The 14,013-nt window shown below is 41.1% G+C and carries 15 protein-coding genes; 8 read left to right on the top strand and 7 right to left on the bottom strand.

Annotated features, from left to right (window positions below; all coding sequences use genetic code 11):
* Positions 1–31: 31 nt before the first annotated feature.
* Together METHO_RS01025 and METHO_RS01020 are read right to left on the bottom strand one after the other, a co-directional pair.
* A complete protein-coding gene (locus tag METHO_RS01025; protein ID WP_015323661.1) occupies positions 32–382 on the bottom strand; it encodes a ribonuclease P protein component 4 in 351 nt (116 codons plus the stop codon).
* A gap of 14 nt (positions 383–396) precedes the next feature.
* Positions 397–1,062: an MBL fold metallo-hydrolase gene (locus tag METHO_RS01020; protein ID WP_015323660.1), complete on the bottom strand. Its 666-nt coding sequence runs from the start codon at positions 1,060–1,062 to the stop codon at positions 397–399.
* A gap of 386 nt (positions 1,063–1,448) precedes the next feature.
* Here METHO_RS01020 and METHO_RS01015 point away from each other — a divergent pair, with 386 nt between their 5' ends.
* The 6 genes from METHO_RS01015 to METHO_RS00990 all read left to right on the top strand — a co-directional run bounded on the left by METHO_RS01015 (position 1,449) and on the right by METHO_RS00990 (position 5,848).
* Complete coding sequence (locus METHO_RS01015) at positions 1,449–2,435, top strand: phosphate uptake regulator PhoU (protein ID WP_015323659.1); 987 nt, start codon at positions 1,449–1,451, stop codon at positions 2,433–2,435.
* A 105-nt stretch (positions 2,436–2,540) separates the two neighbouring features.
* The gene (locus METHO_RS01010) at positions 2,541–3,176 is read left to right on the top strand and encodes an Era-like GTP-binding protein (protein WP_015323658.1); all 636 of its coding nucleotides are present in this window, start codon (positions 2,541–2,543) and stop codon (positions 3,174–3,176) included.
* Between the two features lie 5 nt (positions 3,177–3,181).
* Positions 3,182–3,544, top strand: coding sequence for a DUF2073 domain-containing protein (locus METHO_RS01005; protein ID WP_048831184.1), 363 nt, complete (start codon positions 3,182–3,184; stop codon positions 3,542–3,544).
* Between the two features lie 31 nt (positions 3,545–3,575).
* The gene (locus METHO_RS01000; protein WP_048831183.1) at positions 3,576–4,085 is read left to right on the top strand and encodes a hypothetical protein; all 510 of its coding nucleotides are present in this window, start codon (positions 3,576–3,578) and stop codon (positions 4,083–4,085) included.
* Between the two features lie 19 nt (positions 4,086–4,104).
* Positions 4,105–4,719, top strand: coding sequence for a 6-phospho-3-hexuloisomerase (gene hxlB, locus METHO_RS00995; protein ID WP_015323655.1), 615 nt, complete (start codon positions 4,105–4,107; stop codon positions 4,717–4,719).
* Between the two features lie 13 nt (positions 4,720–4,732).
* Positions 4,733–5,848 (top strand): pyridoxal phosphate-dependent aminotransferase, encoded by a 1,116-nt coding sequence (locus tag METHO_RS00990; RefSeq protein WP_015323654.1) that lies wholly within the window; start codon positions 4,733–4,735, stop codon positions 5,846–5,848.
* 61 nt (positions 5,849–5,909) lie between these two features.
* On the opposite strand, the gene METHO_RS00985 is transcribed toward METHO_RS00990, so the two are convergent.
* Entirely contained in the window at positions 5,910–6,887 is a 978-nt protein-coding gene (locus tag METHO_RS00985; RefSeq protein ID WP_015323653.1) for an NOG1 family protein, read from the bottom strand.
* A gap of 153 nt (positions 6,888–7,040) precedes the next feature.
* Here METHO_RS00985 and METHO_RS00980 point away from each other — a divergent pair, with 153 nt between their 5' ends.
* Positions 7,041–7,916: a CBS domain-containing protein gene (locus METHO_RS00980; RefSeq protein WP_015323652.1), complete on the top strand. Its 876-nt coding sequence runs from the start codon at positions 7,041–7,043 to the stop codon at positions 7,914–7,916.
* Between the two features lie 42 nt (positions 7,917–7,958).
* Here the strand turns inward: METHO_RS00980 and hisE are convergent, their stop codons facing one another.
* The 4 genes from hisE to METHO_RS00960 form a co-directional block, all read right to left on the bottom strand.
* On the bottom strand, positions 7,959–8,258 hold the full coding sequence (gene hisE, locus METHO_RS00975; RefSeq protein WP_015323651.1) for a phosphoribosyl-ATP diphosphatase: 300 nt from the start codon (positions 8,256–8,258) through the stop codon (positions 7,959–7,961).
* Positions 8,259–8,457: 199 nt separating this feature from the next.
* Positions 8,458–9,744: a 3-isopropylmalate dehydratase large subunit gene (locus METHO_RS00970; RefSeq protein WP_015323650.1), complete on the bottom strand. Its 1,287-nt coding sequence runs from the start codon at positions 9,742–9,744 to the stop codon at positions 8,458–8,460.
* A 49-nt stretch (positions 9,745–9,793) separates the two neighbouring features.
* Positions 9,794–10,516, bottom strand: a complete 723-nt coding sequence (locus METHO_RS00965; protein ID WP_015323649.1) for a YkgJ family cysteine cluster protein — start codon at positions 10,514–10,516, stop codon at positions 9,794–9,796.
* A gap of 436 nt (positions 10,517–10,952) precedes the next feature.
* On the bottom strand, positions 10,953–12,404 hold the full coding sequence (locus METHO_RS00960) for a DHH family phosphoesterase (protein ID WP_015323648.1): 1,452 nt from the start codon (positions 12,402–12,404) through the stop codon (positions 10,953–10,955).
* A 131-nt stretch (positions 12,405–12,535) separates the two neighbouring features.
* On the opposite strand from METHO_RS00960, the gene METHO_RS00955 reads away from it, so the two are divergent.
* On the top strand, positions 12,536–14,008 hold the full coding sequence (locus METHO_RS00955) for a bifunctional ADP-dependent NAD(P)H-hydrate dehydratase/NAD(P)H-hydrate epimerase (protein ID WP_015323647.1): 1,473 nt from the start codon (positions 12,536–12,538) through the stop codon (positions 14,006–14,008).
* Positions 14,009–14,013: the final 5 nt, after the last annotated feature.

Raw genomic sequence — 14,013 nt, 5'->3', positions numbered from 1 at the left:
ATTCATTACTACCTATTTGATCGTACATTTGTTAAACCGATTTATCAGCTGAAGGCTCTGAAGCTATGGCAGAGTGGTAGATATAACGTTTGATACCACCGCATTTTAGGCAGGTTATTGCGATATATCTTCCTTTGAGACGTATCCTGCAATTATTACCAGGAACAAGATAACTTCCACATTTTTTACAATATCGTACCTTCAACTCCCGAGGGAATCTCACAAGATAACGCATTCCAACCTTCCTTGCAAGCGAAACATATGCATCGCTCCTTGCTGGGTTTGAACTGTGCTCCGCATCCGCCAATTCAAAGAGCCTTTGAATACGTTCCATGGCCAGTTCCTTTGCAAGATTCTTACCTTTTTGTTTAAAACGGGACATGCTGCAATACCAAATTAGAACTCTTGAAAAGACAGCACTTCTACATGGGGAACTTTTGTCGATACACTTTCTTTGAAAGTCTGTATATTAGCAGCTATATTAGCATCAGGAATATCTGCGCATTTATAGTATACAGGAATGACAATTTGAGGTGAGATCATAGATACAGCTTTTGTGGCTTGTTCTTGATTCATGGTGCACTCACCAATCTGAAGCATGGCAATATCTGCTGAAATTGTCTGCATCTCAGGGATAAAACCTGTAAAGCCTGCATAATATATTCTTTTACCACCAATGGTTATGATATAGCCGACACCTGCTCCTTCCGTAGCATCCGGCCTATAGGAAGGCACTACTTCTATAGAAATGCCTTTGATACAGAGATCATCTACCAGTTCATCCCCTGCTTCAACACGTCTTGCATCACCCCTGAATTGAAGGGTTATATTCTCTGGTAACAGCGTGGTTGTGTTGCTGTTCCTTACAATACGTATGGAGTCCGGATCAAAGCTTCGAGGATGCTCGCTGGTAAGAAGGATGATATCTGCCATATCTTCAAGAGGAAAATTGCCTGATAAACCATGTGGGTCCAAATATATAGTTACATTTTCCCCACGAAGCCTGAAACAAGCATTCTCAAGCCAAGTAATCTCTACACCTTCTATGATCTTGCTGTTCATATTCATACCTTCACCAATGAGTAATGGACAAAGGTGCTTTAGTACCTATTTAATATGTCGGCTGGCACAATAGAAGTAGCTGCCAGATACATCAATTTTTATTGATATACTCCCTGGAAAACTCATTGATCAAAACTCCCACACAGATCAATGCCCCAACCTGAACTGTAAAAAAATTCCGATGAAACAATGATGCATATCCAGGGCATGATCTTTCTACGAAGAACATAGTCATAAGAGTTTATGGGCAGGCTATTGAGAAACTAAAAGAATACAAGGAGATATATAATAGATTGCTTGTACTGGACAAATGTATATATACAAAACTAATTTCTATATATCCTATAAACCTGACTAAATGAGGGATTGTTATAGAGATAAGAAAGGTGCAACAAACCGGTGGGTCAACCTACATAATTTCGTTGCCAAAGCAATGGGCAGACAAAGTGGGCATAAGGACTGGAAGCCGTCTCTCACTTTCACCACAACCGGACGGTAAGCTCGTGATAGACCCCATCCAGGATACTCCACCAATAAAAAAGACACAGCTTGATGTAACTGACCGGATGGGAGATATCCTGATAAGAGATATCATAGCAGCCTACCTGGTAGGGGCGGACATATTAGAAATAAAGTCAGAGAGAATGCTGGCTGAACAAAAGAACATCATAAGAGAGATGTGTTACAAATTAATCGGGCCCGAGATAATTGAAGAAACTGGAAAAAAAGTTGTTATAAAGGATCTGCTTAATCCCAATGAGATATCAATTAAAAAGAGCGTTAGAAGAATGTTCCTTTTATCCAACTCTATGCAAAAAGATGCTATCAGAGCACTTAAGACCAATGATAAGGACCTGGCACTTGACGTGATACAAAGAGATGATGATGTTGACAGGTTATTCCTTCTGACATCAAAACAATTCCGTGCAGTACTTAAAGGCACAAAGCTTCCCGACACTTCTGAAACATCAATAGATGAATATCACGACCTTCGCATGGCTGCAGGCCCGCTTGAGCGCATTGCAGATCATGCACAGAAGATAGCTAATATGGCAATGCATATGGACTATATGATTCCAGACAATATAATGGGAATGATAGAAAAAGCTACTGAGGCAACCCGTCAGATAGTTGAAGATGCCATTGAATCCCTCTATAACCACGATGCTGAACTGGCAAATGAAGTGATAGAAAGAGAACATGCACTGAAGTTAAAGATAAATAAGCTTGATCAGTACATTTTGAAGATAGAATCCAATGAAGCAATTGTTGCATTAGGCATTGTTATGGACAGTATAGAGAGGACTGGCGATTACGGAGCTAACATAGCAGAAATAGCCATAAATTCAGCTATGGCTGCCTCACATGAATGAGAAGTACAAAAACAGAACCAGAATATATGATTTTTATAAATCAAAGGATTATTATAGAAAAATAACATTTCAAGTTTCATGAGCTGGATTTCCAGGAGGGAATAAATGGGCGTAATTACATCATTCAAGCAGAATTTCTCTGACTTTTTTAAAAAGGTATTTAGAAAAAAGAATGCACGTATAGGCATTTATGGTCCGCCTAACGCCGGAAAGACTACACTTGCAAATCGCATTCTGCGCGACTGGACAGGAGATGCAATGGGTTCTGTGTCCCATATAGCACATGAAACCCGCCGTGCAAGGCGCCGCGAAGGTGTGACGATCAAGGCAAATGGGCATTCTATAACCCTCGATATAATAGACACACCGGGTCTTGCCACTAAAATAGATTTTCATGAGTTTATGGAACATGGAATGGAAGAAAACGAGGCAAAAAGGAGAGCAAAAGAAGCAACTGAGGGAGTTATTGAAGCGGTGAAATGGCTTGACAATCTTGACGGCGTCATACTTGTGATGGATGCCACCGAAGACCCGTACACCCAGGTAAACGTCACAGTGATAGGCAATATGGAAGCAAGGAAGTTACCCCTTTTAATAGCTGCCAATAAGATAGATCTCCCTGAATCGTCCCCGTCCACTATAAGAGATGCATTCCCTCAGCACCCCATGGTAGCCATATCAGCACTTGAAGGAAAGAATATAGACAACCTCTATGAAGAGATTGCAAAAAGGTTTGGGTGATGCAAATGCAGGGAATCCAGATGGACCTTATATCTGAAGAAAAACTGGCTGAGATGGCCCCGGTTGAGAAAGTTAGATTCATTATCGATGAGGTCAGAAGCGGCAAGATCCTTGTCCTGGAAAAAGGTCTAACACCTGAAGAGGAGGCAAGCCTCATAGAAATGACAATGACCCTGATTGATCCGGACGGATTCACAGGAATAGAGATGGAGAGTTATCCATCAAAAGATGACACCTCAATATTTGGAAAGCTACTTAAGAAGCACACTGTCCGCACAAGGCTTACAGTAGTTGGACCCGCAGATCAGCTTAAAACACTTAAAAAAGATCGAAATATGATTAGTGCACTCCTATCAGCTCATAAATGAGAGCTGATGATAGATGCAAACTGTGACCAAGATGGAACCTGCAGATAATAGTAGAATAACAATATCTCCTACTCAATCACTCTGTACCATGGAAATGGGTAGGGATGACATTAATGTGGTGTGTAGTTATGGAAAAATATCAGTATGGTTTGGGAGAACTGCTCCTGGGACAGTAATCTGGAAAGTTCTCACGTGTATATCTAATGTTGACAAGCTAGCAGTCCACGAAAAAGAGATAATTTGCAGCTTTGAGGACATCACTGTTTATGAAAGTTATGGATATGTATTGATATCCTATGCTAAATTTGAAGGGGGGTATCGGGCAACTTTTAATGTCCCCTTCTTAAGTAATCAGGCACTGATATATCTGGCAGATTCTATATTTAAAGAGCTGAAAGAAACAAATGTACTCATTGATATATACTGGGCAGGCGATTATGCCAATATTATGAGATTGTATCAGGAACTGTGCAACATAGAGGAATGGAAACTGAAAAATATAACCTATAAGGATGAGAGCAGGAATACATCAAATTTCTAAGCACAAAGGAAGCAAGAAAATGATACAAAAAAGATTAGAAGTAACTGGATGCAAGTATTTGATTTCATCAATGGAGATGATGACAAAACATCTTCAGAAGGTAGTGACTGAACTTAACCAACAAAGAATCAAAGAAATGCTCGAGCATATAGTAAATGCGCGAGCAATATTTGTTATGGGAGCTGGCAGATCTGGGCTTGTAGGAAGAGCCTTTGCTATGAGGCTTATGCACCTTGGATTTACAGCTTATGTAGTAGGAGAGTCAACAACACCTGCAGTGACAAAAGAAGATGTGGTCGTTGCCATATCTGGCTCTGGGCAGACAATTTCTATGGCTAACCTGGGAAAGACCACAAAAGAGATAGGTGCTAAACTCATCACTATTACTTCTAACGAGGATTCGGCGTTAGGAAAAATATCCGATACTGTAGTGAAGATAGCAGGAAGAACAAAGGAAGATGCCGGCGAGTATGTTGAAAGACATCTGAAAGGAGAGTTCGCATACCTTACACCCCTTGGCACATCGTTTGAGACATCTGCAACTGTTTTCCTCGATGGGATCATAGCAGAACTGATCCATATAACAGGTGCTTCTGAAGAGGACCTCAAATCAAGACATAATAAACTGGAATAAAGGATGGAAGAATATGTCTGGGTCAAAGTTTGCTGACAGGGTCCTCAATATGAACATATCAGGGATAAGGAAGATGTTCGAAGCTGCGGGTTCAGATGCGATAAATCTCGGACTTGGACAGCCTGATTTCGATACACCACAACACATCAAACAAGCAGCTATCGATGCTATAAACTCGGGATTCACCGCATATACAGCTGGCCCTGGAATTCCAGAACTTCGAGAGGAATTGAGCAGGAAGTTTAAAAAAGAGAACTCTTTTGCCGTTGATCCTTCAGAGATCATTATCACTTCCGGAGCTTCAGAAGCTCTTGAACTTGCCATCGCCTCTCTTGTAAACCCAGGTGATGAAGTGATGATAGCAAATCCTGGGTTTGTGTCCTACAACGCTCTTGTGAACATGATGGGAGGAAAAGTATCCAATATTCCCTTGGATGATGAACTTACCATTCGTCCTGAAACCATAATGGAGAGAGTTAATTCTAAGACAAAGGCATTGATAATCAATTCTCCGGCGAATCCTACCGGTGCAGTACAAAGTAAGAAAGATATGAAAGCCTTTGCAGAGATAGCAGATGACAAGAATGTTACCATAATCTCTGACGAAGTCTATGAGCATTTTATATATGAAGGAGAGCATGTCAGCCCTGCCAGGTTCACGGACAATGTGATAACTGTAAATGCCGTTTCCAAAACATATGCTATGACCGGGTGGCGAATAGGATATGTGGCCGCTAAGAAAGAATATGTGGAAGAGATGCTGAAGGTTCATCAGTATGTGCAGGCATGCGCCAACTCAATTGCACAGAAAGCAGCTTTTGCAGCCATATCCGGACCCCAGGACTCAGTGACCCAGATGAGAGAAGAGTTCCTGCGGCGTAGGAACGTATTGATAGACGGGCTAAGATCCTTGGGACTTAAATGCGTGGTTCCTAAAGGAGCTTTTTATGCATTCCCTGAAGTGGATGATTGCACTAAAGTAGCCAGTGACCTCATAGCCAATGGATTGGTAGTGGTGCCAGGCACAGCTTTTGGAGAAAAAGGCGATGGACACATAAGGATATCCTATGCATCATCTATGCCAAGCATCCATAAAGCATTGGAAATAATGGAAAAAGTGCTTACGTGAACTACCCCTCCCTGCTTTCTGATGAAAGCGAGGAAGGAGACTTCTGCTGTAGAAGTTAAATTTAAACGACAATTCTGTCACTCTTTTTTTCTGTGATCATTTCAATAAGTGTAGTTAGTACTTCTTCGATGCCTTCTCCAGTAGATGTGGACATGGACATGTCTGTGAACTCTAAGTCCTGAAAATGGGGAAGGTCAGATTTGTTGGATACTACAAGTATCGGCAGATCGAACTGAGTTCTTACTTCCTGTAACAGGTTTTTTTGTTCCTCAATGGTATAACCACAATTCTCGCTTGCATCAATAAGGAAGAGCACCACTGCATCCAGATGTTTTAAAGCAGTAATTGCTTGCAGTTCAATATCGTTCCTCTCGGACATTGGCCTGTCCAGAAGACCAGGCGTATCGATAACCTGATACCTTTGATCACCTATTGAAAAGTGACCTATTAATATCCCTTTAGTAGTAAATGGATAAGAAGCAACTTCAGGAGTTGCTTTCGTTGCTGCTGTTACAAAACTGGACTTACCAGTATTGGGATAACCCGCCACAACGATCGTTGGCTCTTCATGGACATCCGGAAGTTTGCGCAGGATATTGCGGGCTTCATTTAAGAGTAAAAGTTCTTTACTTATGGAATCCATCAACGACCCCATACGACCGAAACATTGTTTGCGTAAGTTTTCCGGTGTTGGGCTACCACGCATCCGACCTACATACTCCCTGGTGAGATCATGTATCTTTTCACTTGTCCATGCTACTCTGGAAAGGGAAGTACGTAATCTGTCCACCCCTACAAGTATATCTGCAAGTTCGTAATAAAAGCCAGACAGCTCATCAAAGTTAGGGAATTTTTTGCTGATATTGGCCAGATTATCGGTCAATATATTTGCTGAAGTTAGCAGCATAGACTCCTGGGAGTCAAGGAAGCTTGCCCTGCTACTTGATTTTTTCCCAGTTGCTGCCCTTACACCTCTTCTGAAAGCTTTATCTATTAGTTCATCAGAAGTACGGATAGTAGGAATCTTCTCGAATATCATTGTTTCTTTACCTGTATGAAGTTCAAGGCATAATGACGTATATAATTGTTGTTCTGCGGATAGAATATAATTAACATTGATGAAAAATACTCAATTATATATATATGGGTGGAGTACTATATTTTAAGTTTCTAAGAGACGAATGGTGATCATATGGAGCTCACACCTATCCAAAAAGACATACTTATTGCTTTGATCAATCTACAGAGGGAGAAAGACCGCGCGATAAAAGGTGAAGAAATAGCAGAAATAATCAACCGAAATCCGGGCACGGTCAGAAACCAGATGCAATCCTTAAAAGTGCTTGAACTTGTGGAAGGAGTGCCTGGTCCAAAAGGAGGGTATAAGGCAACCGGGGAGGCTTACGAGGCTTTAAATGTCACGATGATGGAGAATGAAGCGATGGTACCCATCTACAGGAATGGAGAAGTCGTAGAAGGGGCAACTGTAGCAGAGATCAGCTTTACTACTGTACGTCACCCTGACCTTTGCCATGGAATGATAAAAGTACTTGGCAACATAAGAACATTTGAACAGGGCGACCTTTTACAGATGGGACCAACTCCGGTCAATAGGCTTATAGTAAGAGGAGAGATAGTGGGGAGGGACGATACCGAGAATATACTTGTTTTTTCAATAAATGAGATGATATCTCTGCCTAAAAAGCCTGTAAGATATTATTCCAGCAAAAATTTCATTGCATTGAACTTGAATACCAGCATAAAAGATGCTGCTGCGATGCTTTCACAGAGTAACATACATGGTGCTCCCGTAGAAGACGAGGGAAAGATTGTAGGAGTAATTACCTTTAAGGAAATTGGGCAAGCCCTTGCAAAGGGAAGTATGGATGCAAAAGTTAAAGACATAATGGCAATGGATCTGGTAACTATTGACTCAGAAGCTTCCCTGATAGATGCCGTTAAGCTGTTTAATGTCCATGGAGTGGGATTCATCATAGTAACCTATGATGGCGTTCCAAAAAGTGTACTTTCAAAAACAGATGTACTGCACGAGCTTGCAGTATACTGACAGAATAGCTCTGACAGAGAAGAAAAGATAATAAAGAGGTGTTTATTTTCTCCTCTTTCTCATTTCCTGGGCAATATCCTCCAGAGAAATATCGAGTGCCGCGAACATAACCAACATGTGGAATATCAGATCGGACGACTCGCATACGATCTGGTCTTTTTCTTTTTCTTTAACTGCTAAAATTGTTTCAATCGCCTCTTCTCCGACCTTCTCAAGTATCTTGTTGATACCTTTCCTATGATTGAGCAAGGAACAGACATAAGAGCCTTCTATAGGATTCGATTTGCGGTCATAGATAATATCATAAACTTCATTCAGGATAGATAGATCAGTATTAGACATAGTTCACCTCGGCTCAAAGAATACGAAGCAAAAGCAATGAAGAGGTCTTTATGTAAAAAGTTTTCCCTGTTGATCAAAAATAGAATTTAATGTGAAGACGTTGGAATATATCCATCCAATATGACGGGTATTGGTATAACCAACGTCTTATCCAAAATATCACTGAAGAAATGTATTTATCTCTTTTGGTCTAATTGCGTCAGACCTTCCTTGGATCAGTGATCTCACCGGTAAGGGCTGATGCGGCAGCAGTTGCAGGAGAGCTCAGGTAGACAAAAGAAGCGGGGCTTCCTTCCCTGCCCTTGAAGTTACGGTTAGATGTTGCAAGCCCGACCTCACCATCGCCTAGCAATCCAAAAGAGCCGCCCATACATGGACCACAGCACGGAGCCTCCACAATGGCACCTGCTTCCATGAACTGCTCTACATAACCGGCTTTGAGGACTTTCAGGTATTCTGTCCTGGAAGCAGGAATGACAAGCAACCTGACACCCTTGGCAACAGGCTCATCACCCATGATCTTTGCTACTACCTCAATATCTTCAAACCTGCCATTGGTACATGAACCCACAAATATCTGATCAAGTTTTGTGCCTTCCACTTCTGTAACCGGCTTCACGTTGTCAACGTTGTGGGGACAGGCAACCTGTGGTTCGAGCTTGGAGATATCATATTTCCTGATCTCAGAATATTTTGCACCATCGTCTGGTTTCCAGTATGGATCAAATTTATAATCAGGAATGCGTTCCTCAAGGTAAGCGGCAGTAATTTCATCGGCTTCGATAATACCAGCCTTTCCACCCATTTCTATGGCCATATTGGAGATGGTCATCCTCTCTGAGATAGACATACTGTGGATAGTCGATCCTGCATACTCTGCAGCCTGGTAACGTGCACCTTCTACACCTATATCGCCAATTAGGTGCAATATGAGATCTTTAGAATAGACCATTTTTGGCAACTTACCTTCCACTTCGAACCTGATGGTGTCAGGTACCTTGAACCATAGCTTGCCTGTGGCAAAGACAGCTGCCATGTCCGTAGAGCCTATACCAGTAGAAAAAGCACCAATAGCTCCATATGCACAAGTATGGGAATCCGAACCCACTACAAGATCTCCAGGCCTTACATGCCCTTTTTCAGGCATGATCTGATGGCAGATACCTTCATATACATCATAGTTCAGTATGCCTTGCTCCTGAGAGAATTTGCGAAGTTTTATGTGATTTGCTGCAGCATTTAGAGAATCTGCCGGCACTTGATGATCAAAAATGATCACTATCTTGCTGGGATCCCACACTTTCTTCTCTTGCTTACTTGCCATGATCTCATAAAAACCATCTATTGCAAGAGGACCCGTGATATCATGGGTCATTGCACGATCGATATTTGCAAGTACAAATTCCCCTGCCTTCACGGCCTTTCCTGATGCTTTAGAGAAGATCTTCTCAGCAATAGTCATTGGATAGTTGATATTCTCAGACATGGTGATCAACGTTCTAATATTTCATTATAAATAAAGCTATATATAGGGATCACAGACGCTCACATCTGCGATGGGTCCCTTCACTATCATGCACTATATAGAATACATGCCCCTTTTTGAACCTTTCCAGAGAAAAGTCAACATTTTTTCCCATTGGCTCAAAATGTTCGTAGCGCTGATATACCAGAATACGCTCTTCAAGTTCATGTATATACCTATCTAGTACCAGCCTTGCAAATGTAAGACTATCAAAATAAGATATATCTGACCCCAACCCCTCACATTCTGACGTATGAAGCTTACAATCTTCCATATAAAAAGGATAGGTCTGACATAGGGCAGGCCGATGATTATAAACATTGCACCTGGAAGATAGACCCGCAACTTCAAGAAAAAGGCAACAACTATTATTTTTACGCCTGAGCATCCAACCAAAGCTGTGAACATTCCCTTCACTATCAATGAATGGGACTAGATCTGAGGGATCTGAAATTCCTTTGAGAGCATTCTCAGCTTCAGCAGGAATAAAAGGCAATGAAAATTCTGAAGCAGATAAATCACTGCATTTAGATATGCGTAAAACGTCCTGCTGCAGGAGCATTACACGGTTATCGCTATGATCACCTCTGCAACAGTTCCCGCATTGAGTACATGAGAAGCCTATGGCTTTTATCATTGAAGCTATGCATCCAGCTTTTATTTCAGTTGCCCGGTGCAGTTCCTTTCTTGCATCTTGGATCAGAAGATCTTTGTATCGCTCTGAAAATGACATTGAGATCCTATTGATATAATATAAGTAATCAAGATATCGGGGACAGCATAGTATCAATCATACAATTATGAAAAGATTCATTCGCCTGTCCATGCAAATTCATACATATGTTTAATGACCTTGAAAAAAAGAAGTATATATAAATAGATATGAAAATGTAAGAAACATAAATCTCATAAGTATTGAAAAGATAACCAGTAGTTGCAAAATAGACATACACATAAATAGATATGTATATATGTATATATATAGATGTGCGTATATGTATTTATAAATGTGTGTATATTAAAGAATGAATATGTATATTTATGTATGTGTGATTGAGATAGTAACAGATAGTAACTCTCAGTAACAGCAAAAGACATAAAAAAACCAATAGAGAACGACGACCGAATTTAGGAAAATAAAAAACAAAAAGAAATTAGTCCTTAACAGACTAGTTCTTGCTTGATTCTTCCACACCCACCGCATTAAGGAACCTTTTAACAACCGATTCGTCCACAAGCTTAAGCAAAATTTGCCTGTCTTTTGCAACACTGAACAAACCAAGAGAGACCTGTGCAGCTGCAGCATTGGCATGGCCACCACCTGAACCTTCACCAAATGACTTTTTCATTACATCCCCAAGGTTAACACGTATGTCGTTACTCCTTCCAGAAATAAAGATAGTATCCTCAGATATACCAAAGACCAGGGTAGTAGAGATCCCTTCGAGGTTCAGCAAGTAGTCTGCTGCCTGAGGTAATGTATCCCTGTCCCGTATAGTGCCTACGTTCGAAATGAGATAACCGCTATACACACGTCTGTTGAGAATAGCCTCACCCAAGACATCCAAAGTTTCTGTAGACATTGAAGGGCGTTCCAGCTGGTCCAGAATATCGTGTTCCGAAAGAGGATACAAAAAAGATGCTGCAGAAAGGTCTGAAGAATCCGTATTTCTCTTAAAGTCCAGAGTATCGGTACGGATACCATAGAGTAAAGCAGTTGCAAGCTTCTGGTCGATATCAATATTTAGTTCCTGAAGATATTTTGTAAGAATGGTTGCTGAAGCCCCCACATTAGGACGTATATCAATGAACTCTGCATCTATATGTGTATCACCGAGAGGATGGTGATCAAAGACAGCACCGATGTGAGTGCCTGGCTGCAATTTATTATTGGCACCGGGAACTGCACAATCTACAAGAGCAATTTTGTCATAATTTGAGATATCACGGTCTTCCATCTTGAAGAGGTCTATACCCAGCAAGTTGACAAATGCTTTGTTCTCCTGATGGCCTATCTCCCCACCATATAGAATATCTGAAACCACATCAAAACTCTTAGCTATCTCCTGTAAAGCAAGAGCACCTGAGATTGAATCAGGATCCGGATTATTGTGCACGACTATTGCCAATGTCTTTCCCCTCAACCCATTGAACCACTGGACAAGTTTGTTTCCCCTTAACATGGACTCTGCTCTTTCCAGAGATCTTGCGAGGGATTTTGCCACTACCTTGGGAGGAATGATCACAAGGTCAGCTCCAAGAGTTTCCATTTCCTGCATATTGATTGCATCTGAGGCCCTGGCTACACAGTAAACATCCGGCGAAACTTTCTTCCGTATATTCGCTAACGCAGCTTTATTAGCAAGAGGGTCAGAGCTAAGGATCATAATAGCTGCCAAGTTTTTAGTATTGATCTTTTCCAGAACTTCCGGATCACTGATGTCTCCTACAATGGCATCATAAGCTTCTTCTCTAAGGGTTTCCACCTTTTGAGGGTCTTTATCTACAATAAATAATTCTTTGTCGCGTTCCTTGAGTTCTTTCACAAGAGCGAAACCTAAACTACCGCTGCCCAGGACCAAATAAAGTGGTTTTATTTTAGACTTGTCAATAACATTCATCTCTTTGGTGTTGGCGTTAATAGAACGACCTCCATGATCTTCAGCCCATTAAACACGATATTTCAATAATAACTGGATAAGGGAAATATGAATGAATAAATAGAATGTAAACAATGGATTAATAGATAACTATGGATTCTATTATCTGGGAAGAAATGAAAGCCATTGATGCAAATTGTGCACAGCTTGGTCTTTTACCCATTCAGCTCATGGAAAACGCAGGTTGTTCAATATCAAGAGCTATAAGGGACCATTTTTCCGGAGGAAAAATATTGCTGATTGCAGGCAGAGGGAACAACGGAGGGGATGCCTGTGTAGCCGCACGTCACCTTTGTCAATTCCCACAATTCCAGGTCAATGTCATACTATTAGGAAATGCAGCCTCAATCCGTACTGAAGAAGCAAAGAGAAACTTTGCGCTGCTTAGACATTGCCAGACCAATAGTATAAACGAAATAACAGACTCTGGAGACGTAAAGCTATCAGACCTGATAAACAGTTCTGACATCATAGTTGACGGAATACTTGGAACCGGCATGACAGGAAAGATAAGAGAGCTAGAAGCTTCAGCGATAGATCTAATAAATTTGTCTGGGAAATATGTGATATCCATTGACGTGCCTTCGGGAACAATCGACGCAAATAATGAACTTGTAAAATGCGTCAAAGCAGACACTACCATTACGTTCCATAAAATGAAAAAAGAATTGAATACACCTATGATGTCCTGCTATACAGGAGAAGTAAGAATTGAAGATATAGGTGTTTGTGCTCATGCTGAAAGTTTTATAGGTATAGGAAACTTGAGAAGCCTGAATACAAGAAGTCACGATTCACACAAAGGACAAGCTGGCAGAATACTCATAATAGGCGGGGGAGCTTATTCGGGAGCTCCTGCCCTGACAGCCTTGGCAGCACTTAGAACCGGAGCTGATATAGTAACAGTGGCAGCTCCATCCAATGTAGCCGGTATAATTGCATCTTTCTCTCCTGACCTTATTGTACGTTGCTTATCAGATCAAAGATTGTGCATTGAAGATATACCTCTGATATCAAGGCTTGCACATCAGCATGACGTGATAGTTATGGGTATGGGGCTTGGGAATGGAGAGGAAGTGATTGAAACTGTGCGCAGTATAATTCCCATGTGTAAAAAGCTAGTGATCGATGCAGATGCATTGTCTGCCCTGGAAAATGCTGATAGCGGTGCTTCTGAAATAGTGATCACACCCCATGTAAGAGAGTTTGCACGTATAAGGAAAATGGAAACCGCCGTGGACTTAAATAAAAGAATAGAAGAAGTAATGATATTTTCCAAAGAAAAGAAATTAGTTACCCTGCTCAAAGGAGTGGTAGATATAATCTCAGATGGGAGGAAAGTTCTACTAAACAGAACAGGTAATGCAGGAATGAGCGTAGGTGGTACAGGAGATGTGCTTGCAGGGATCACAGGTGCACTTTTAGCTACCAATACACCTATGAAAGCTGCAGCTTGTGCTGCATATATAAACGGAGCTGCGGGGGACCTTGCATTTAAAGAGAATGGATATGGATTACTTGCTACCGATATAATAGACAAGATAACTGATGTGATGAGGGAGTGATATAT

The organism is Methanomethylovorans hollandica DSM 15978, assembly GCF_000328665.1.
GTDB classification, from domain to species: Archaea; Halobacteriota; Methanosarcinia; order Methanosarcinales; family Methanosarcinaceae; genus Methanomethylovorans; species Methanomethylovorans hollandica.
Note: the sequence above shows the minus strand (reverse complement) of the source record. Positions and strands in the feature narration are given on the sequence as shown.

Excerpts from the sequence above, each read along its gene's own strand:
- METHO_RS00955 (WP_015323647.1), top strand. The coding sequence starts at position 12,536 with ATGGATTCTATTATCTGGGAAGAAATGAAAGCCATTGATGCAAATTGT.
- METHO_RS00980 (WP_015323652.1), top strand. The coding sequence starts at position 7,041 with ATGGAGCTCACACCTATCCAAAAAGACATACTTATTGCTTTGATCAAT.
- METHO_RS00970 (WP_015323650.1), bottom strand. The coding sequence starts at position 9,744 with ATGTCTGAGAATATCAACTATCCAATGACTATTGCTGAGAAGATCTTC.
- hisE (WP_015323651.1), bottom strand. The coding sequence starts at position 8,258 with ATGTCTAATACTGATCTATCTATCCTGAATGAAGTTTATGATATTATC.
- METHO_RS01020 (WP_015323660.1), bottom strand. The coding sequence starts at position 1,062 with ATGAACAGCAAGATCATAGAAGGTGTAGAGATTACTTGGCTTGAGAAT.
- METHO_RS00985 (WP_015323653.1), bottom strand. The coding sequence starts at position 6,887 with ATGATATTCGAGAAGATTCCTACTATCCGTACTTCTGATGAACTAATA.
- METHO_RS00960 (WP_015323648.1), bottom strand. The coding sequence starts at position 12,404 with ATGAATGTTATTGACAAGTCTAAAATAAAACCACTTTATTTGGTCCTG.
- METHO_RS01005 (WP_048831184.1), top strand. The coding sequence starts at position 3,182 with ATGCAGGGAATCCAGATGGACCTTATATCTGAAGAAAAACTGGCTGAG.
- METHO_RS01000 (WP_048831183.1), top strand. The coding sequence starts at position 3,576 with ATGGAACCTGCAGATAATAGTAGAATAACAATATCTCCTACTCAATCA.
- hxlB (WP_015323655.1), top strand. The coding sequence starts at position 4,105 with ATGATACAAAAAAGATTAGAAGTAACTGGATGCAAGTATTTGATTTCA.
- METHO_RS00990 (WP_015323654.1), top strand. The coding sequence starts at position 4,733 with ATGTCTGGGTCAAAGTTTGCTGACAGGGTCCTCAATATGAACATATCA.
- METHO_RS01010 (WP_015323658.1), top strand. The coding sequence starts at position 2,541 with ATGGGCGTAATTACATCATTCAAGCAGAATTTCTCTGACTTTTTTAAA.
- METHO_RS01025 (WP_015323661.1), bottom strand. The coding sequence starts at position 382 with ATGTCCCGTTTTAAACAAAAAGGTAAGAATCTTGCAAAGGAACTGGCC.
- METHO_RS00965 (WP_015323649.1), bottom strand. The coding sequence starts at position 10,516 with ATGTCATTTTCAGAGCGATACAAAGATCTTCTGATCCAAGATGCAAGA.